Source organism: Anoxybacillus sp. FSL W8-1294 (genome assembly GCF_037965005.1).
In the GTDB taxonomy this organism is placed as follows: Bacteria; Bacillota; Bacilli; order Bacillales; family Anoxybacillaceae; genus Anoxybacillus; species Anoxybacillus flavithermus_G.
In genome coordinates this window covers 2,832,451-2,851,689 of the sequence record NZ_CP150179.1, presented here as the reverse complement: position 1 = coordinate 2,851,689, position 19,239 = coordinate 2,832,451, and the positions used below count along the sequence as shown (strand labels likewise).

General features: G+C 44.2%; 19 protein-coding genes and 1 pseudogene. 18 read left to right on the top strand and 2 right to left on the bottom strand.

Annotated elements, in window-relative coordinates:
* The first annotated feature begins 11 nt into the window (after positions 1 to 11).
* Positions 12 to 449, top strand: coding sequence for a DUF1934 domain-containing protein (locus NSQ23_RS15390; protein ID WP_339172023.1), 438 nt, complete (start codon positions 12 to 14; stop codon positions 447 to 449).
* A complete protein-coding gene (gene argS, locus NSQ23_RS15385) occupies positions 446 to 2,116 on the top strand; it encodes an arginine--tRNA ligase (RefSeq protein WP_339172020.1) in 1,671 nt (556 codons plus the stop codon). The genes NSQ23_RS15390 and argS overlap by 4 nt, the downstream gene beginning before the upstream one ends.
* Positions 2,117 to 2,146: 30 nt before the next feature.
* Here the strand turns inward: argS and cls are convergent, their stop codons facing one another.
* Positions 2,147 to 3,325, bottom strand: coding sequence for a cardiolipin synthase (cls, locus tag NSQ23_RS15380; RefSeq protein ID WP_339172018.1), 1,179 nt, complete (start codon positions 3,323 to 3,325; stop codon positions 2,147 to 2,149).
* An 87-nt stretch (positions 3,326 to 3,412) separates the two neighbouring features.
* On the opposite strand from cls, the gene NSQ23_RS15375 reads away from it, so the two are divergent.
* From NSQ23_RS15375 to NSQ23_RS15340, 8 genes and pseudogenes are all read left to right on the top strand, one after another.
* Positions 3,413 to 5,551, top strand: a complete 2,139-nt coding sequence (locus NSQ23_RS15375; protein ID WP_339172015.1) for a (Fe-S)-binding protein — start codon at positions 3,413 to 3,415, stop codon at positions 5,549 to 5,551.
* A 168-nt stretch (positions 5,552 to 5,719) separates the two neighbouring features.
* Complete coding sequence (locus NSQ23_RS15370; protein ID WP_339172014.1) at positions 5,720 to 6,901, top strand: acetyl-CoA C-acetyltransferase; 1,182 nt, start codon at positions 5,720 to 5,722, stop codon at positions 6,899 to 6,901.
* Positions 6,902 to 6,915: 14 nt separating this feature from the next.
* Positions 6,916 to 7,086, top strand: a pseudogene (locus NSQ23_RS15365) (acyl-CoA dehydrogenase family protein); the annotation flags it as partial.
* Positions 7,083 to 8,222: an acyl-CoA dehydrogenase gene (locus NSQ23_RS15360; RefSeq protein ID WP_339172011.1), complete on the top strand. Its 1,140-nt coding sequence runs from the start codon at positions 7,083 to 7,085 to the stop codon at positions 8,220 to 8,222. The pseudogene NSQ23_RS15365 and the gene NSQ23_RS15360, both read left to right, overlap by 4 nt.
* A 10-nt stretch (positions 8,223 to 8,232) precedes the next feature.
* Complete coding sequence (locus NSQ23_RS15355) at positions 8,233 to 8,856, top strand: TetR/AcrR family transcriptional regulator (protein WP_339172009.1); 624 nt, start codon at positions 8,233 to 8,235, stop codon at positions 8,854 to 8,856.
* 20 nt (positions 8,857 to 8,876) lie between these two features.
* Entirely contained in the window at positions 8,877 to 9,020 is a 144-nt protein-coding gene (locus NSQ23_RS15350) for a hypothetical protein (protein ID WP_339172008.1), read from the top strand.
* A gap of 153 nt (positions 9,021 to 9,173) precedes the next feature.
* Positions 9,174 to 9,737 (top strand): DNA-directed RNA polymerase subunit delta, encoded by a 564-nt coding sequence (gene rpoE, locus NSQ23_RS15345; protein ID WP_035019012.1) that lies wholly within the window; start codon positions 9,174 to 9,176, stop codon positions 9,735 to 9,737.
* A gap of 156 nt (positions 9,738 to 9,893) precedes the next feature.
* The gene (locus NSQ23_RS15340) at positions 9,894 to 11,489 is read left to right on the top strand and encodes a CTP synthase (RefSeq protein ID WP_004893068.1); all 1,596 of its coding nucleotides are present in this window, start codon (positions 9,894 to 9,896) and stop codon (positions 11,487 to 11,489) included.
* A gap of 27 nt (positions 11,490 to 11,516) precedes the next feature.
* Here the strand turns inward: NSQ23_RS15340 and NSQ23_RS15335 are convergent, their stop codons facing one another.
* Positions 11,517 to 12,035 carry a DUF2529 domain-containing protein gene (locus tag NSQ23_RS15335; RefSeq protein WP_192948800.1) on the bottom strand — a complete coding sequence of 173 codons (519 nt, stop codon included), beginning with the start codon at positions 12,033 to 12,035 and terminating at the stop codon, positions 11,517 to 11,519.
* 169 nt (positions 12,036 to 12,204) lie between these two features.
* On the opposite strand from NSQ23_RS15335, the gene NSQ23_RS15330 reads away from it, so the two are divergent.
* From NSQ23_RS15330 to NSQ23_RS15295, 8 genes are all read left to right on the top strand, one after another.
* Entirely contained in the window at positions 12,205 to 12,567 is a 363-nt protein-coding gene (locus tag NSQ23_RS15330; protein WP_339174459.1) for a response regulator, read from the top strand.
* Between the two features lie 203 nt (positions 12,568 to 12,770).
* Entirely contained in the window at positions 12,771 to 13,631 is an 861-nt protein-coding gene (locus NSQ23_RS15325; protein ID WP_004893063.1) for a class II fructose-bisphosphate aldolase, read from the top strand.
* Between the two features lie 83 nt (positions 13,632 to 13,714).
* A complete protein-coding gene (fsa, locus tag NSQ23_RS15320) occupies positions 13,715 to 14,362 on the top strand; it encodes a fructose-6-phosphate aldolase (RefSeq protein ID WP_003397044.1) in 648 nt (215 codons plus the stop codon).
* A gap of 57 nt (positions 14,363 to 14,419) precedes the next feature.
* Positions 14,420 to 15,706, top strand: coding sequence for a UDP-N-acetylglucosamine 1-carboxyvinyltransferase (locus NSQ23_RS15315; RefSeq protein ID WP_339172001.1), 1,287 nt, complete (start codon positions 14,420 to 14,422; stop codon positions 15,704 to 15,706).
* Between the two features lie 26 nt (positions 15,707 to 15,732).
* The gene (glpX, locus tag NSQ23_RS15310) at positions 15,733 to 16,695 is read left to right on the top strand and encodes a class II fructose-bisphosphatase (protein WP_339171999.1); all 963 of its coding nucleotides are present in this window, start codon (positions 15,733 to 15,735) and stop codon (positions 16,693 to 16,695) included.
* Between the two features lie 164 nt (positions 16,696 to 16,859).
* Positions 16,860 to 18,146 (top strand): transcription termination factor Rho, encoded by a 1,287-nt coding sequence (rho, locus tag NSQ23_RS15305; protein ID WP_339171997.1) that lies wholly within the window; start codon positions 16,860 to 16,862, stop codon positions 18,144 to 18,146.
* 110 nt (positions 18,147 to 18,256) lie between these two features.
* On the top strand, positions 18,257 to 18,457 hold the full coding sequence (rpmE, locus tag NSQ23_RS15300) for a 50S ribosomal protein L31 (protein ID WP_003397039.1): 201 nt from the start codon (positions 18,257 to 18,259) through the stop codon (positions 18,455 to 18,457).
* An 84-nt stretch (positions 18,458 to 18,541) separates the two neighbouring features.
* A complete protein-coding gene (locus NSQ23_RS15295) occupies positions 18,542 to 19,162 on the top strand; it encodes a thymidine kinase (RefSeq protein WP_339171993.1) in 621 nt (206 codons plus the stop codon).
* Positions 19,163 to 19,239 lie beyond the last annotated feature (77 nt).

The window sequence follows — 19,239 nt, the reverse complement described above, 5'->3', positions numbered from 1 at the left end:
ACTGCAAGGATGTGGGGAAGGTGAATGGAATACCGATACAACTGAAGCAAGTGACAGAAATTCGCGATGGCGCACGAAAAGAAATTGTTGTCATTGAGGCAAATGGTTTATACTACTTAAAAGGAGACGCAACGTATGTAACGTTTGAAGAGACGTATGAAGGAGAAACGATCAAAAACGTCGTGAAAATTGCCAATGATGAAGTCGTCGTTCTCCGTTCCGGTGCGATCTCGATGCGCCATACGTTTCGCAAGCAGTCGGAAACGATCGGTACGTACGAAAGTCCGGTGGCGCGCTGGGAAATGAAAACAAAAACAGAACAAGTATTGTATCAGTATAACGAGAAAACGAAAAAAGGGCAGTTATTTTTTTCTTACATACTTCACTTATCTGGGAAACATGTCGGTCGTCATGCGGTGACGATTTCGTTTAAGGAGGCAAAGAAATGAACATTGTTGAACAAATGAAACAAAAATTGAAGGAAGAAATAAAAGAAGCAGTCATTCGCTCAGGGGTTGCGACAGAGGCAGACGTTCCAAACGTCATTTTAGAGACGCCAAAAGATAAAGCGCACGGCGACTATTCAACAAACGTTGCGATGCAACTCGCGCGCGTTGCAAAAAAGGCACCACGTATGATTGCGGAAGACATTGTACGCCATTTTAACGGTGAAGCTGTGTTCGTGAAAAAAGTGGACATTGCTGGACCAGGGTTTATTAATTTTTACATGGACAATCGCTATTTAACAGAACTCGTTCCAACCATTTTACAAGCAGGGGACGCATACGGCGAAACAAACGTCGGCAATGGGCAAAAAGTGCAGGTCGAGTTTGTTTCAGCGAACCCGACAGGTAGTTTACATTTAGGTCATGCACGTGGAGCAGCTGTTGGCGATTCGTTATGCAACATTTTGAAAAAAGCAGGTTTTGACGTCACGCGAGAATATTACATTAACGATGCCGGCAACCAAATTGCTAACTTAGCCAAGTCGGTCGAAGCGCGTTATTTTCAAGCGCTTGGCATTGATAAAGATATGCCAGAAGACGGCTACTTCGGTGAAGATATTATTGAACTAGGGAAAAAATTAGCAGAAGAACATGGTGACAAGTTTGTCGCGCTAGATGAACAAGAGCGACTTCAACAGTTTCGCGAGTACGGATTAGCTTTTGAAATGGATAAAATTAAAAAAGATTTAGCGGACTTCCGCGTCACATTTGACGTATGGTATTCGGAAACGTCTCTTTACCATAATGGAAAAATTGAGAAGGCGCTTGAGACATTGCGCGAAAAAGGACATATTTACGAACAAGACGGCGCGACATGGTTCCGTTCGACGACATTCGGTGACGACAAAGACCGCGTGCTCATCAAACAAGATGGCACGTACACATATTTATTGCCAGATATTGCGTATCATCAAGATAAACTTGAGCGCGGGTTTGAAAAAATTATTAACATTTGGGGAGCCGATCATCACGGTTACATTCCGCGCATGAAGGCGGCGATCGCTGCGCTCGGATACGACCCTGATGTATTAGAAGTTGAAATTATTCAGCTTGTCAGCTTGTATCAAAACGGTGAAAAAGTGCGCATGAGTAAGCGGACAGGAAAGGCGGTTACGTTGCGCGACTTAATGGAGGAAGTCGGACTAGACGCCACGCGCTATTTCTTTGCGATGCGCTCGTCGGATACGCATTTAGATTTTGATATGGACTTAGCGGTGTCGCAATCGAATGAAAACCCTGTGTACTATGCGCAATATGCTCATGCGCGCGTATGCAGCATGCTTCGCCAAGGAGAAGAGCAAGGGTTATCATATGACGGCGACTTATCGTTCACGTATGAATTGGCAGAAAAAGAAATTGACTTGTTGAAAAAGGTAGGAGAGTTTCCGTCCGCGGTTGCGGAGGCGGCGGTGAAACGTTCACCACATCGCATGACGAACTACATTTTCGAGCTCGCTTCTGCGCTGCATAGCTTTTACAATGCGGAAAAAGTGCTTGATGCAACGAATGTTGAAAAAAGCCGCGCTCGCCTAGCGCTTATGAAAGCTGTACAAATTACATTGAAAAATGCTTTAGCGCTTGTTGGTGTACATGCTCCTGAAAAAATGTAACACAAAAGCCCTCATTGCAAAGAGGGCTTTTTATAATAATGGGGCGATCATTGTCGCGGTGGCTTCTTTTAGGCGCTGAAACCATGTTTGTTTGCGGAAATATTCCGCTGTTAACAACGTCGATGTGTCGATATCGCGAGCGATTGTTTGTTTCACATGTTGAATAAACGGTTTGTCATATATATAACAATTCATTTCGTAGTTAATAAACAAACTGCGGCGATCGAAATTCGCTGTGCCGATATCACATATATCGTCATCGATGACAATCACTTTTGTATGGTAAAATCCGTTATAAAACTGATAAATGCGTGCCCCTGCGCGCAAAAGTTGACGAAAATACGGGTATGATGCTTCTTTAACAAACGAATGATCTGCTTGCATCGGTACAATAATCGTCAGTTGAACTCCTCGTTTTATCGCTTCAAGCAGGGCATTCATAATTTTTTTACTCGGAATAAAATATGGTGTCCCGATGATGATTTCTTGTTTTGCTCGTTTAATGAGCTGAATAAATTCTTCCTCTAGATATTTTCCATCTGTCGAAAGAAAGCGATGTTTCATCGCCCCTTTTTGAAGAGGTGGAAAATATCGCTCACTATTTCCAAACGATTGTCCTGTTGCTTTTGTCCAATCTTCTTGAAACTGTCGTTGCAAATCATGAACCCCTTCTCCCATAATTTTTAAATGATAGTCGCGCCAATGGCCAAACTTCGGATCTTGTCCGATATATTCTTTTCCGATATTAAACCCGCCCAAATAGCCGATTTTCCCATCAATGACAGTAATTTTGCGATGGTTTCGCTCATTTAGTTTATAGAAAAAAAACGGTAATGCCGGGCGGTTTGCAAAGGCAAATTGTCCGCTTTTTTGTCGGAGGGAAGCCGGTAACCCGAAGCTTCCAACCCAATCGACAAGGAGGCGCACTTCCACCCCTTCGTTTACTTTTTGTTCAAGTAAAGAAAAAAATCGCTGCCCGATTTCATCATTGCGCACGATGTAAAATAAAATGTGAATATGATGTTTTGCTTGTTCTAATTGTGCGAAATAGTCGTCAAACAACGTTTCTCCTGTCGTAAATAGCGTGATGTCACTTTGGCGCGCAACACCCGCCTTCTTTTGTACCGCTGCTTTTGAAACTTTTTTGCCCCATTTATAATCGAGCAAAAGAAGAAACAATAAAATAATGGCAACTATGAGCCAGCCCATGCCCTCACTCCTTTCATTGTTGTAGTTTTCCCAAAAAGAAAATAAAAAATGAGAAAAAATATTGACTGAATGCTCATTCATTATATAATGAAAGTAAGTTTGTTCAGAAAATTTATTTTATTTTTACAACAAAGGGGGAAGGGTATTGTGCTTTGGTTGAACTGGATTGCTTTTTTACTTGTGACAGCGTACGCCGTTCATTTGTTTGTGTATCTCGTGAAAACGCGTATTGCGTATATTAAGTTAGGGAAAAAAGTTGAGTTTGATGGAAAAGTGAAAGAACGACTACAAAACATATGGGTGAACGTTTTCGGACAGAAAAAGCTGTTAAAAGATAAAAAAAGTGGGATTATTCACGTCATGTTTTTTTACGGCTTTATTCTCGTTCAGTTTGGTGCCATTGACTTTATTATAAAAGGTCTTATACCGGGGGCGCACTTGCCGCTTGGGCCGCTTTATCCAGCGTTTACGTTTTTCCAAGAAATCGTCACATTGCTTATTTTAGTGGCAGTGTTATGGGCGTTTTATCGTCGTTACATCGAAAAGCTCGTCCGTTTAAAGCGCGATTTGAAATCAGGGCTTGTGCTCATTTTTATCGGTGGACTTATGCTTTCGGTGTTGTTCGGTAACGGCATGAGCCGCATTTGGCATAACGAAGGGACGTCGTGGAGCGAGCCTGTCGCTTCGGCCATTGCGCTTGCGTTTAGTTGGGTAGGGGAAACAGGTGCAGCGGTATTGTTTTTTGTCGCTTGGTGGGTGCATTTGCTTATTTTATTAACGTTTTTAGTGTACGTGCCACAATCAAAACACGCCCATTTAATCGCCGGACCAGTTAACGTCTTTTTCAGCCGATTAACGAGACCGAAACTTGAAAAAATCAACTTTGAAGATGAGACACAAGAATCGTTTGGCGTCGGGAAAATTGAAGACTTTAAGCAAACCCAACTGATCGATTTATATGCCTGTGTCGAGTGCGGGCGCTGTACGAACATGTGCCCAGCAACGGGGACAGGGAAAATGTTATCACCGATGGATCTTATTTTAAAGTTGCGCGACCATTTAACAGAAAAAGGTGCAGCCATTACATCGAAAGCTCCTTGGGTGCCGACGTTTGCGTTTGCGAACACAAAAGGAAACCAGCTCGCTTTTATGGCACAAGGAATGCAAGAACAAGCGGCAACGATTGAAATGCCGAACTTAATTGGCGATGTCATTACGGAAGAAGAAATTTGGGCATGTACGACGTGTCGCAACTGTGAAGACCAATGCCCAGTTATGAATGAACATGTCGATAAAATTATTGATTTGCGTCGTTACCTCGTATTAACAGAAGGAAAGTTAAACCCAGATGCACAACGGGCGATGACAAATATCGAACGTCAAGGAAACCCATGGGGACTCAATCGCAAAGAAAAAGAAAATTGGCGCGAGTTGCGTGAAGATGTCCGCATTCCGACAGTAAAAGAAATGCAAAAAGCAGGGGAAGAATTCGAATATTTATTCTGGGTTGGTTCGATGGGTTCGTTCGATAATCGAAGCCAAAAAATTGCGTTAGCCTTTGCGCGTCTATTAAATGAAGCAGGCGTGAAATTTGCGATTTTAGGAAACAAGGAGAAAAACTCGGGCGATACGCCGCGCCGTTTAGGAAACGAATTTTTATTCCAAGAATTAGCGACAGCCAATATTGCCGAATTTGAAAAAGCGGGCGTGAAAAAAATTGTGACGATCGACCCGCATGCGTATAACACATTCAAAAACGAATATCCAGATTTCGGCTTTGAAGCGGAAGTATATCACCATACGGAGTTACTAGCAAAGCTTGTTGAAGAAGGTCGTCTTGTCCCGAAATATGAAGTAAACGAAGTCGTGACATTCCATGATTCATGTTATTTAGGTCGATATAACGACGTATACGATGCACCGCGTCAAATTTTGAAAGCGATTCCGGGCGTGAAACTTGTTGAAATGGCACGCCATCGCGAAACAGGCATGTGTTGTGGCGCTGGTGGCGGATTAATGTGGATGGAAGAAACAACAGGCACCCGCATTAACGTCGCGCGCACAGAACAGGCGCTAGAAGTGAATCCGACAGTTATTAGCTCTGGCTGTCCGTACTGCTTAACAATGCTATCAGATGGTACGAAAGCAAAAGAAGTAGAAGAAAAAGTTGGCACGTATGATGTAGCTGAACTGTTAGAAAAAGCTGTATTTGGTCCGGTTCATTAAAAATTCTAAAAAAAATAAATAGTTTTATTTTTTAAGATATTTTAAGTATAATGAAAGCAATAGGAAGGTGTGCGGCTTGTCGTGCGCCTTCTTTGCCCGTCCATCATTGAACGAGCGTTCGCTCAATATTTTTGAAAGGGCTTTCTTATAACGAAAAGGGGGAGAAACATGGGGAAAACGGTCATTGTTAGTGGGGTACGTACACCTTTTGGAAAGTTTGGTGGCAGTTTAAGCGCATTGAGCGCAGCGCAGCTTGGAGGTATTGCGATCAAAGAGGCGCTCGTGCGCGCAAATGTTCGTGCAGAAGATGTTGATGAAGTCGTATTTGGCACCGTATTGCAGGGTGGACAAGGACAGCTTCCATCGCGGCAAGCAGCGAGAGAAGCGGGGATTCCGTGGGAGACAAAAACCGAAACGATTAATAAAGTGTGCGCCTCAGGGATGCGTAGCGTCACGCTCGGTGATCAAATCATTCGTGCTGGAGATGCGGACGTCATCGTTGCAGGTGGAATGGAATCGATGAGCAATGCGCCGTATATATTACCGAAAGCACGTTGGGGATTGCGTATGGGCGACTCGACGGTGAAAGATTTAATGGTCTATGATGGATTGACATGCAGTTTTACAGGTGTGCATATGGGTATTTACGGAAGTGAAACAGCAAAAGAGTTAGGCATTACGCGCGAAGAACAAGACCGCTGGGCGTATCGCAGCCATCAATTAGCGATTGCGGCGATCGAAAGCGGCAAATTTGCTGAAGAAATCGTCCCTGTTTCTATTCCACAACGAAAAGGGGAACCGATCACCGTAGCGGTGGATGAATCACCGCGTAAGGATACATCGCTTGAAAAATTAGCGAAACTGGCGCCCGTATTTGATCCAACAGGCACGATTACAGCAGGCAATGCGCCGGGGGTAAACGATGGAGCAGCTGCGCTCGTATTAATGAGCGAAGAGCGCGCGCAAAAAGAAGGGCTCACGCCACTTGCGACAATTGTAGCCCATACGGCGATTGCCATTGAAGCGAAAGATTTTCCGAAAACACCAGGCATCGTCATCAACGAATTGTTGCGTAAAACAGGCAAAACCGTAAACGACATTGACTTATTTGAAATTAACGAAGCGTTTGCTGCTGTCGCTTTAGCAAGCATGAAAATTGCCGACTTGCCAGAAGAAAAAGTAAATGTGAACGGCGGTGCGATTGCGCTCGGACATCCGATCGGAGCAAGTGGGGCGCGCATTATCATTACGCTCATTCACGAATTAAAACGTCGCGGAGGCGGCACTGGCATCGCAGCTATTTGTAGCGGTGGCGGTCAAGGCGATGCAATAATGATTGAAGTTCATTAACGGGGGATAGGGACATGAAAGTGACCGTCGAAGCGGTACAAATTTTCGGAGGCAACGGCTATACCGAAGACTATCCGGTTGAGCGGTTATTCCGCGATGCGAAAGTATGTGAAATTTACGAAGGAACGAGCGAAATTCAGCGGCTCGTCATTAGTAAACATTTGTTAAGGGGGATGGGGAAATGAACTTTCAATTAAGCGAAGAACATGAAATGATTCGAAAAATGGTGCGCGATTTTGCGAAAAATGAAGTCGCGCCGACAGCGGCCGAACGCGACGAAGAAGAGCGATTTGATCGCAGCATTTTTAATAAAATGGCGGATCTCGGCTTAACAGGCATCCCGTGGCCAGAGGAATACGGCGGCATCGGTAGCGACTATTTAGCATACGTGATTGCTGTTGAGGAACTGTCAAAAGTGTGCGCATCAACAGGAGTAACGCTTTCTGCTCACATTTCATTAGCGAGTTGGCCAATTTATAAATTTGGGACAGAACAACAAAAACAAACGTATTTACGGGCGTTAGCGACAGGGGAAAAGCTTGGGGCGTACGGTTTGTCTGAACCAGGAGCAGGTTCTGACGTGTCAGCGATGAAAACGCGTGCGGTGCGTGATGGTGATCATTACGTATTAAACGGTTCAAAAGTATGGATTACAAACGGTGGAGAAGCGGACATTTATGTCGTTTTTGCGGTGACAGATCCAGAGAAAAAGCACCGCGGCATTAGCGCATTTATTGTTGAGAAAGGAACGCCTGGTTTTTCGATCGGGAAAAAAGAGAAAAAGCTCGGCATTCGTTCATCGCCAACAACGGAGCTCATTTTTGAAGATTGTCGCATTCCGAAAGAAAATTTGCTCGGTGAAGAAGGAGAAGGATTTAAAATTGCGATGATGACGCTTGATGGCGGTCGAAATGGTATCGCAGCGCAGGCGGTTGGCATCGCGCAAGGGGCGTTAGATGCAGCGGTAGAATATGCGAAAGGACGTATTCAATTCGGCAAGCCAATTGCAGAACAACAAGGCATTGCCTTTAAACTAGCTGATATGGCAACTGCTATTGAAGCTGCTCGTTTACTAACGTATCAAGCGGCGTGGCTTGAATCAAACGGTTTACCGTACGGAAAAGAATCTGCGATGGCGAAATTGTTTGCAGGGGATACAGCAATGAAAGTCACTGTGGAGGCGGTACAAATTTTCGGTGGCTACGGTTATACGAAAGACTATCCAGTCGAACGGTTTATGCGCGATGCAAAAATTACGCAAATTTATGAAGGCACGCAAGAAATTCAACGCATCGTCATTTCAAGAATGTTGACGAAATAGGAGTGATGTGATGAAAAAACGTGAAGTGCCTGCGTCTGTGAAAGACGAACGGCTTGTGAAAAAAAGGCGTAATCAAATGATAAAAGGGGCGATTTCGCTATTTAAGCAAAAGGGGTTTCATCAAACGACGACGCGCGAAATTGCCCGCGCTTCTGGCTTTAGCATCGGAACGTTATACGAATACATTCGCAAAAAAGAAGATGTCCTTTATTTAGTGTGCGATCGGATTTACGATGAAGTGCGCGATCGTATGGAGCAAGCCATCGACACAACAAAAGAGGATTTAGACGGTTTAAAATTAGCGATTGATTACTATTTCCGTGTCGTTGACGAGCTGCAAGACGAAGTGCTCGTCATGTATCAAGAGGCAAAGTCGCTCGGCAAAGAATCGCTTCCGTATGTGCTTAATAAAGAATTGCAAATGGTTGCGATGTTCGAACATATTTTACGACGTTGCGTAGACAATGGGGTATTTTCATTAACGGAACGAGAAATTCAATTGTTTGCACATAACATTTTCGTTCTCGGTCAAATGTGGGGGTTCCGTCGTTGGGCGTTGAAAAAAATGTATACGCTCGATGAATATATTGAATTGCAAACAAAGCTATTGCTTGAAGGGATTATAAAGCGGTAGCGAAAGGGGATGGGAGAAACGTGGCTCACATTTATCGCCCAAAACATCACGTTCGCTTTGTGACGGCGTCTAGTTTATTTGATGGGCACGATGCAGCCATTAACATTATGCGTCGCATTTTACAAGCAAGTGGAGCGGAGGTCATTCATGAAAGCGTTGTATGAAGTCGGTGGACAATATCGCCGCAATATGTAATGTCGGGGGGATGTCCCGACATTTTTTTTGGCAACCGTCTAGCATAAAGTAAATGAATTTGTTTATAATGAATGGTATGGATTTTTGTTGTTTTCATACGTTGGAGAAAGGGAGTGCGGAAAGTGAGTTTGGAGCAATACTCTCAAGAACAATTGCGAGAGATGTCTTTCGTCGAACTTGCGTATTTGCTATTGTGTGAGAAAAAACAGACGGTGTCATTTCAAGAGATGATCGAGCAACTCGTCGCGATAAAAGGGTTATCCGAAAGTGAAGTAAGTGCACGACTAGCGCAGTTTTATACAGATTTAAACGTCGACGGCCGGTTTATTTGTGTTGGGGAAACGGCTTGGGGCTTACGCTCGTGGTATCCGTATGATCAAACAGAAGACGAAGCGGTGCCTGTAGAACGCGTGAAGAAGAAGAAAAAAGTGGCGGATGACTTTGATGACTTTGATGACATGGTCGATGAGGACGAATTAGTATATGACGATTTAGATGAGGAATTATTGGGCGATGAAGAACTGTTAGACGACGATTTTGCATTAGATGAAGATGAAGAAGTGATTGACGACTTATTAGACGAAGAACTAGATTTAGACGATGAACCGATTGATGAAGAGCTAGATGTCGTCGATGAAGAATTAGAGGATGAAGAATTAGAGTTAGAAGAAGATGAGGAATTATAACCTTGACTTTTTACATCGATATATGTAGAATTCTGTTTGGGCTCTTTTCATAGAGATACGTTCGCTCCCTTACTAATTTGTAAGTGGAGCGTTTTTATTTTTCCCCGAATTCGCACACACTGTAACTATTCCAAATGAGTTGAGGGGGAAGGTTTCATGACCAAATATATTTTCGTAACAGGTGGCGTTGTATCATCGCTTGGGAAAGGAATTACGGCTGCTTCACTTGGTCGCTTACTAAAAAATCGCGGCTTAAAAGTGACCATTCAAAAATTTGATCCGTACATTAACGTTGACCCAGGAACGATGAGTCCGTATCAACATGGAGAAGTGTTTGTCACAGATGACGGGGCGGAAACGGACTTAGATTTAGGTCATTACGAGCGCTTTATTGACATTAATTTAAACAAATACAGCAACGTCACAACAGGAAAAATTTATTCCACCGTATTGAAGAAAGAACGTCGCGGCGATTATTTAGGAGGAACGGTACAAGTCATTCCGCACATTACAAATGAAATTAAAGAGCGCGTCTTTCGCGCAGGTCGCGAAACGAATGCGGACGTCGTTATTACAGAAATCGGAGGGACAGTTGGCGACATTGAATCTCTTCCGTTTTTAGAAGCGATTCGTCAAATAAAAAGCGACGTTGGCCGTGAAAACGTGATGTACATTCATTGTACGCTTGTCCCATATATTAAGGCAGCAGGTGAGATGAAGACAAAACCGACGCAACATAGCGTCAAAGAATTGCGCAGCCTAGGCATTCAACCGAACGTGATCGTCGTGCGCACAGAAATGCCGATGTCCCAAGATATGAAAGATAAAATCGCCCTATTTTGCGACATCGATCCGAAAGCGGTCATTGAAGCGCGTGACGCTGACACGTTATACGCTGTTCCGCTTATGCTTCAAGAACAAAAGTTAGACCAAATCGTTTGCGAACATTTAAAACTAAACTGCAACGAAGCGGATATGACAGAATGGATCGCGCTCGTTGAAAAAGTGCGCAACTTATCCAACAAAACGACGATTGCGCTTGTTGGAAAATATGTTGAACTACAAGATGCGTACATTTCTGTCGTCGAAGCGTTACGTCATGCGGGATATGCGTTTGATACGGATGTCGATATTCGTTGGATTAACTCCGAACATGTTGATCGGGACAACGTAGCGCAATTGCTGCAAGGAGTAAACGGTATTCTCGTTCCAGGCGGATTTGGCGATCGCGGCATCGAAGGAAAAATTGAAGCGATTCGCTACGCTCGCGAACAGCGCATTCCGTTCCTTGGCATTTGTTTAGGTATGCAGCTAGCATCCGTTGAGTTTGCCCGCCATGTCGTCGGCTTAAAAGGTGCACATTCAGCGGAAATCGATCCAAGCACACCGCATCCAATTATCGATTTATTGCCGGAACAAAAAGACATTGAAGATTTAGGTGGAACGCTTCGCCTCGGCTTATATCCGTGCAAGCTTGTAGAAGGAACGAAAGCGTATGATGCGTATCAAGATGAAGTCATTTATGAGCGCCATCGTCATCGTTATGAATTTAATAACGAATATCGTACGATGATGGAAGAGAACGGCTTTATGTTTTCAGGTACAAGCCCAGATGGCCGTCTTGTAGAAATTATTGAGTTAAAAGATCATCCGTGGTTTGTTGCGGCGCAGTTCCATCCAGAATTTACATCTCGTCCGACGCGTCCACAGCCGCTTTTCCGCGAATTTATTCGCGCATCGTTAGAAAAATAAAGGAGGATGTCCGATATGGGCATCCTCTTACTCGTATTCTGCGACAATTTCTTGCGTCATGAGCGCTAAACTATGATAAGCGAATAAAGCGGCAATCGCAGAAGGAAAGCCAACGCGTGTACCATCTTCTGTTGGAACGAGCGGCTGTTTTAAACATAAATCAATATGCACATCGACGTAATCAACAAGTGTTTGTGTCGTTTCTTCTATGATGGATGACATACCGATTGTCCATATGTTTTGTTCTTGAAGTTGTTTAGCGATGCGAATGGCTTCTTCATTTGTACAAAAGCGCGAAACGATAAGCACGCGATCAGCGGTTGTTACTTCGTTTATATCTAGCCGTTTTACGTTTGGTAGCTTTTCAGCTCCATAAAGCGCCTCCGCAACAACTGCTTCCATTTCATCGATGCCGTAAATAAAAATCGTTCCGCTACTAATGATTGCCTGTGCAAGTAAGCGGGCAGCATCTTCAAACTGCTCTTCTTCTTGCGCGCTTATTCGTTGAAACACCCCAGCAAGCTGTGTCGATAATATTTTTAACATGGTGAATCCCCTTCCCATGCGACGTTGTCTATGGTGTTCATTATATTAAAAAATAAAAAAATGATCAAAATCTGAACATGAAGCAGGATAAATGGTAAAAATTTCGAAGTAATGATACGATAATAAAGATAGGAGCTCTACATATGAAAAAGAGAAAATAGAGGTGTTTATGATGGCGGGGAAGATTTTAATTGTGGACGACCAATTTGGCATTCGTATTTTATTAAACGAAGTATTTCAAAAAGAAGGGTACGAAACGTATCAGGCAGCTAATGGTGTTCAGGCGCTTGATTTGTTTGCGAAACATTCCCCCGACTTAGTGTTGTTAGATATGAAAATCCCGGGCATGGATGGGGTTGAAATTTTAAAGAAGATGAAAGAGATGAATGAAAACGTCAAAGTCATCGTGATGACAGCCTACGGCGAACTAGATATGATTCATGAAACGAAAAAGCTCGGTGCGCTGACACATTTTGCGAAACCTTTTGACATAGATGATATGCGTGATGCAGTGAAAAAATATATTCGTTAACCATTGACAGCTTTTTGAACTTTTTTCACAAAGTTTCGTTCGTTTCGGTGAATAATGTTGATGTGTGGAAACAAAGTTTGTTATTCTTATAATGTACATACTATTCGAGGTCGTCTTGTATAAAATTGTCGTATTTTGGTCATTGTACATGTGAAAGGCGCTTTCGGATAGTGAACAATGGCTAATTTAAGGAGGATTTAACGATGCCTTTAGTTTCAATGACGGAAATGCTTAAACAAGCATTGGCAGGCAAGTATGCGGTCGGTCAATTCAACATTAACAACTTAGAATGGACACAAGCGATTTTAGCGGCAGCCGAGGAAGAGAAGTCTCCTGTCATTCTTGGTGTGTCTGAAGGAGCAGCTCGCTATATGGGCGGCTTTAAAACGGTTGTAAACATGGTCAAAGGATTAATGGAAGACATGAACATTACTGTTCCTGTTGCGATTCACCTTGACCACGGTTCTAGCTTTGAAAAATGTAAAGCGGCGATTGATGCTGGATTTACATCTGTTATGATCGACGCATCGCATCATCCGTTTGAAGAAAACGTTGAAATTACATCAAAAGTGGTGGAGTACGCTCATGCGCGCGGCGTCTCTGTTGAAGCTGAGCTCGGAACAGTCGGCGGACAAGAAGATGACGTCGTTGCAGAAGGAATCATTTATGCAAATCCAGATGAGTGCGAGGAGCTTGTGAAGCGTACAGGCATCGACTGTCTAGCACCAGCGCTCGGTTCTGTACATGGTCCATATAAAGGAGAGCCAAAACTAGGATTTAAAGAGATGGAAGAAATTCGTGATCGTACAGGTGTACCGCTCGTATTACATGGTGGAACAGGTATCCCGACAGAACAAATTCAACGCGCTATCTCGCTCGGTACATCAAAAATTAACGTCAATACAGAAAACCAAATGGCGTTTACAAAAGTGGTGCGCGAAGTGTTAGCGAAAGACGAAAAAGTGTACGATCCGCGCAAAATTCTTGGCCCTGGCCGCGATGCGATTAAAGAAACAGTCATTGGCAAAATGCGCGAATTCGGTTCTTCCGGCAAAGCATTGTAATACAAGCCGCACCGTTTCAGCGTTTGCTGAAGCGGGCGGTTTTGTTTCATTCCATTTTGAAAGCGTTTAGGAGGTTGAAAATCATGAAATTTTTTATTGACACAGCGAACATTGATGAAATTCGCCATGCTCACGAACTTGGCATTTTAGCGGGGGTAACGACAAACCCGAGCCTCGTTGCCAAAGAAAACGTATCATTCCACGATCGTCTTCGTGAAATTACTTCTCTCGTTTCAGGCTCCGTTAGCGCTGAGGTGATTGCAACAGATGCAGAAGGAATGATTGCTGAAGGAGAAGAGTTAGCGAAAATTGCTCCAAACATTACAATTAAAGTGCCGATGACGCCAGAAGGATTAAAGGCGGTCAAAGTATTTAGCGAAAAAGGAATTAAAACAAACGTGACGCTTATTTTTAGCGCCAACCAAGCGTTGTTAGCGGCGCGTGCTGGTGCAACGTACGTCTCTCCATTTTTAGGACGCCTCGATGATATCGGGCATAACGGCTTGGATTTAATTGAAACGATCGCGAACATTTTTGCCATTCACGACATTGAAACAGAAATTATCGCCGCATCCATTCGTCATCCACAACATGTGACAGAAGCAGCATTAAAAGGAGCGCACATTGCGACCGTTCCTTACAACGTGCTTATGCAGCTATTTAAACATCCGTTAACAGACCAAGGCATCGAAAAGTTTTTAGCAGACTGGAATAAAGCGAACCAAAAATGATGATCGAACCGTTTTCCGTCGCGTTTTAGTATTTGCTTTGCGAGAAGGGAGACACATATGGAAAAGTTAAAAATCGTTGGCGGTGACCTCCTTCAAGGTTCCGTGCGCATTAGTGGAGCGAAAAATAGCGCCGTCGCGCTCATTCCAGCCGCTATTTTAGCAAACTCACCTGTAGTCATTGAAGGATTGCCGAACATTTCAGACGTTCATGTACTAGGACAGTTAATTGAAGAAATTGGCGGTGCTTTTCATTTCGATGAAAACGAAGTCGTCATCGATCCGTCACATATCGTTTCTATGCCTTTGCCGAACGGAAAAATAAAAAAATTACGCGCTTCCTATTACTTGATGGGTGCGATGCTTGGACGGTTTAAAAAAGCGGTCATCGGTCTTCCTGGTGGTTGCCATTTAGGGCCGCGCCCAATTGACCAACACATCAAGGGCTTTGAAGCGCTTGGGGCGAAAGTGACAAACGAACAAGGTGCCATTTATTTACGAGCGGAAGAGCTTCGCGGGGCACGCATTTATTTGGACGTCGTTAGCGTGGGGGCGACAATTAACATTATGTTAGCTGCCGTCTTGGCGAAAGGGAGAACGATTATTGAAAATGCGGCAAAAGAGCCAGAAATTATTGACGTTGCGACGCTATTGACAAACATGGGTGCGCGCATTAAAGGGGCAGGAACAGACGTCATTCGTATTGACGGCGTGGAACAGTTGCACGGTTGCCGCCATTCCATTATTCCGGATCGCATTGAAGCGGGAACGTATATGATTATCGGTGCGGCTATGGGGAAAGAAATGATTATTGACAACGTCATTCCGCAACATTTAGAGGCTGTCATTGCAAAAATGCGTGAAATGGGCGTTGTTGTCGAAACGAGCGATGACCAAATTTTTGTTGCGACGAAAGAACGTCTTCGTGCTGTCGATATTAAAACGCTCGTTTATCCGGGCTTCCCGACCGATTTACAACAGCCATTCACTTCACTATTAACGAAAGCGTCTGGGACGAGCATTGTGACAGATACAATTTATAGCGCCCGATTTAAACATATCGATGAGTTGCGGCGCATGAATGCGAACGTAAAAGTCGAAGGGCGTTCAGCGATCATTACAGGTCCATCCCGACTGCAAGGAGCGAAAGTGCGTGCGACCGATTTGCGTGCAGGAGCTGCACTTGTGGTCGCGGGATTAATGGCCGAAGGGGTTACAGAAATTACAGGGTTGGAACATATTGACCGTGGCTATAGCAACTTAGTTGACAAACTTGCTAATCTTGGCGCAACGATTTGGCGCGAACAAATGACCGAGCAAGAAATCGAACAACTAAAGAACACATAATGCAACAAAGGGGAGAGGGAGAAACGATGGAAAGAAGTTTATCGATGGAGCTTGTCCGTGTAACAGAAGCCGCAGCACTAGCTGCAGCGCGCTGGATGGGGCGCGGTAAAAAAGATGAAGCGGATGAGGCGGCCACGTCTGCGATGCGCGATGTATTCGATACGATTCCGATGAAAGGAACGGTTGTCATCGGTGAAGGGGAAATGGATGAAGCACCGATGTTGTATATTGGTGAAAAGCTTGGCAACGGTTACGGCCCGCGCGTCGATGTCGCAGTCGATCCGCTTGAAGGAACGAACATTGTCGCCTCTGGTGGCTGGAATGCGTTAGCGGTCGTCGCTGTGGCGGATCATGGTAACTTGCTTCATGCGCCAGATATGTACATGGATAAAATTGCTGTTGGTCCGGAAGCGGTCGGCATGATTGACATTAACGCTCCGATCATTGATAATTTAAAGGCAGTTGCCAAAGCGAAAAATAAAGACATTGAAGACGTTGTGGCGATCGTTTTAAACCGTCCGCGCCATGAGCACATCATTGCCGAGTTGCGCGAAGCGGGGGCGCGCATTAAGCTTATTAATGACGGCGACGTTGCGGCGGCGATCAATACAGCGTTCGATCATACAGGGGTAGACATTTTGTTCGGTTCAGGCGGTGCACCAGAAGGGGTATTAGCCGCTGTTGCGCTCAAATGTCTCGGTGGAGAAATACAAGGAAAACTATTGCCGCAAAACGATGCGGAGTTGGAACGATGCAAAAAAATGGGGCTAGATGTGAACCGTGTGTTGCGCATGGAGGACCTCGTCAAAGGAGATGACGCTATTTTTGCCGCAACGGGTGTAACGGACGGAGAATTGCTGCGGGGGGTACAATTTAAAGGGGCATATGGCGAAACACACTCCGTTGTTATGCGGGCGAAGTCAGGAACCGTTCGTTTCATTGAAGGACGCCATAGCTTAAAGAAAAAGCCGAACCTTGTTATGAAGTGATCGCGAGATGTGCGAACTTTTTGCGCTCTCGCTCTTTTTCTATTGATTGACAATATGAAAAAAGGGTAAAATAGTCGTGTTACGTCCCTTCTCATCATCTTTTCATCTTCGCTTTTTCCATCCAAAGAGAAATTCATCAAAATAAATAAAAGAGTGGTGTAAGTATGGAGCTAGGAGATTTAACGATTGCAACACTAGAAAATATGACAATTAAAGAGCTATATGAGTTAGCTCGCCAATACAAAATTTCATATTACAGCAAACTAACAAAAAAAGAATTAATTTTTGCGATTTTAAAAGCGCGCGCAGAACAAGACGGTCTTTTCTTCATGGAAGGCGTGCTTGAAATCATCCAATCAGAAGGGTTTGGTTTTTTACGTCCAATTAACTATTCCCCGAGTTCGGAAGATATTTATATTTCCGCATCGCAAATTCGTCGTTTTGATTTGCGCAACGGTGATAAAGTTTCAGGAAAAGTGCGGCCGCCAAAAGAAAACGAACGATATTTCGGCTTATTGCACGTCGAGGCTGTAAACGGTGAAGACCCAGAAATCGCAAAAGAGCGCGTCCATTTCCCAGCGCTCACACCGCTTTACCCAAGCCGTCAAATGAAGCTGGAAACGACGCCAGACAAGCTATCTACCCGCCTCATCGACTTGATTGCTCCGATTGGATTCGGTCAGCGCGGCTTAATTGTCGCACCGCCAAAAGCAGGAAAAACGATGTTATTAAAAGAAATCGCTAACAGCATCACAACGAATCACCCTGATGTTGAACTGATTGTCTTGCTCATTGATGAACGCCCAGAGGAAGTGACGGATATTGAACGTTCTGTATCAGCCGATGTCGTCAGTTCCACGTTTGATGAAGTGCCAGAAAACCATATTAAAGTGGCGGAGCTTGTGCTCGAACGGGCGATGCGTCTTGTCGAACATAAGCGTGACGTCGTCATTTTAATGGATAGTATTACGCGTTTAGCGCGCGCATACAACTTAGTCATTCCGCCGAGCGGGCGTACGCTTTCGGGAGGAATTGACCCAGCGGCATTCCATCGTCCGAAGCGGTTTTTCGGGGCGGCGCGCAACATTGAAGAAGGGGGCAGTTTAACGATTTTAGCGACCGCTCTTGTCGACACAGGTTCGCGCATGGATGACGTCATTTACGAGGAATTTAAAGGAACAGGAAATATGGAGCTTCATCTTGATCGCTCATTAGCGGAAAAACGGATTTTCCCTGCCATTGACATTCGTCGTTCAGGTACACGAAAAGAAGAATTATTAATTCCAAAAGAACATTTAGAAAAATTATGGGCGATTCGTAAGACAATGTCAGATACGCCAGACTTTATTGAGCGATTTATTCACCGACTAAAGCAAACGAAAACGAATGAAGAGTTTTTTGCGATGTTAGACGAAGAGTGGAAAGCAGCCGGAAATTTAAAGCGGTTATAAATGGATAGTTGCAAAACAACGGAACGGTTGTTATAATTTTATCATGTGTGTTTTTCATTGCATATAAACTCTGTTTCGAAAAGATTCAGGGCGGAAGGAGATGAAATGAGATGAAAGCAGGAATCCATCCAAACTATAAAAAAGTGATGGTTAAATGTGCGTGTGGAAACGAGTTTGAGAGCGGTTCTGTTAAAGACGAAGTGCGCGTAGAAATTTGCTCAGCGTGCCATCCATTCTACACAGGACGTCAAAAATTCGCTTCTGCTGCAGGACGTGTTGATAAATTTAACAAAAAATACGGCCTTAAGTAATCCGTATGTCATGAAAACAGGCAAGCGAACATTTTTCACTTGCCTGTTTTTTTCGTGAAAGCTTGAAAGAAAGGGGACGCCCTCATGTATGTTATGAAGCAATCCGGCTGGCTTGAAGTCATTTGCGGCAGCATGTTTTCGGGAAAATCAGAGGAGCTCATTCGTCGTGTACGCCGCGCGCAGTTTGCGAAGCAAGAAGTGAAAGTGTTTAAGCCAGCGATTGATAATCGATATAGTGAAGAAGCAGTCGTTTCCCATAACGGGACGTCTGTTATTGCCATTCCGGTGTCATGTGCATTAGACATTCGAAAACATATCTCCGCACATACGGACGTTGTGGCAATTGATGAAGTGCAATTTTTTGATGAGCATGTCGTTGACGTCGTGCAACAGCTTGCTGATGAAGGATATCGCGTCATTGTAGCTGGATTGGATCAAGACTTTCGTGGTGAGCCGTTCGGTCCTGTTCCAACGTTAATGTCCATCGCCGAATCGGTAACAAAACTACAAGCTGTTTGTACTGTCTGCGGTTCCCCAGCATCGCGCACGCAGCGGCTCATTGACGGACGTCCTGCATCTTATTATGATCCTGTCATTTTAATCGGTGCGAGCGAATCGTACGAACCACGTTGCCGCCATCATCATGAAGTGCCTGATCATCCGATAAAAACCCAACAATTCCAGATGAACAGCAAGATGAAATAATAGTTCATTGCATGGGAATATAGAAAGATATCCAATTACGATAAAAGGTGCTCTCGTAAAAAATGAGGGCACTTTTT

Bases quoted from the DNA above. Each gene is read 5' to 3' on its own strand.
- NSQ23_RS15330 (WP_339174459.1), top strand. From the start codon at position 12,205: ATGATGGCGGGGAAGATTTTAATTGTGGACGACCAATTTGGCATTCGT.
- NSQ23_RS15370 (WP_339172014.1), top strand. From the start codon at position 5,720: ATGGGGAAAACGGTCATTGTTAGTGGGGTACGTACACCTTTTGGAAAG.
- NSQ23_RS15340 (WP_004893068.1), top strand. From the start codon at position 9,894: ATGACCAAATATATTTTCGTAACAGGTGGCGTTGTATCATCGCTTGGG.
- rpmE (WP_003397039.1), top strand. From the start codon at position 18,257: ATGAAAGCAGGAATCCATCCAAACTATAAAAAAGTGATGGTTAAATGT.
- NSQ23_RS15355 (WP_339172009.1), top strand. From the start codon at position 8,233: ATGAAAAAACGTGAAGTGCCTGCGTCTGTGAAAGACGAACGGCTTGTG.
- glpX (WP_339171999.1), top strand. From the start codon at position 15,733: ATGGAAAGAAGTTTATCGATGGAGCTTGTCCGTGTAACAGAAGCCGCA.
- NSQ23_RS15360 (WP_339172011.1), top strand. From the start codon at position 7,083: ATGAACTTTCAATTAAGCGAAGAACATGAAATGATTCGAAAAATGGTG.
- NSQ23_RS15325 (WP_004893063.1), top strand. From the start codon at position 12,771: ATGCCTTTAGTTTCAATGACGGAAATGCTTAAACAAGCATTGGCAGGC.
- cls (WP_339172018.1), bottom strand. From the start codon at position 3,325: ATGGGCTGGCTCATAGTTGCCATTATTTTATTGTTTCTTCTTTTGCTC.
- argS (WP_339172020.1), top strand. From the start codon at position 446: ATGAACATTGTTGAACAAATGAAACAAAAATTGAAGGAAGAAATAAAA.
- NSQ23_RS15335 (WP_192948800.1), bottom strand. From the start codon at position 12,035: ATGTTAAAAATATTATCGACACAGCTTGCTGGGGTGTTTCAACGAATA.
- NSQ23_RS15375 (WP_339172015.1), top strand. From the start codon at position 3,413: ATGAAAGTAAGTTTGTTCAGAAAATTTATTTTATTTTTACAACAAAGG.
- NSQ23_RS15315 (WP_339172001.1), top strand. From the start codon at position 14,420: ATGGAAAAGTTAAAAATCGTTGGCGGTGACCTCCTTCAAGGTTCCGTG.
- fsa (WP_003397044.1), top strand. From the start codon at position 13,715: ATGAAATTTTTTATTGACACAGCGAACATTGATGAAATTCGCCATGCT.
- rho (WP_339171997.1), top strand. From the start codon at position 16,860: ATGGAGCTAGGAGATTTAACGATTGCAACACTAGAAAATATGACAATT.
- NSQ23_RS15295 (WP_339171993.1), top strand. From the start codon at position 18,542: ATGTATGTTATGAAGCAATCCGGCTGGCTTGAAGTCATTTGCGGCAGC.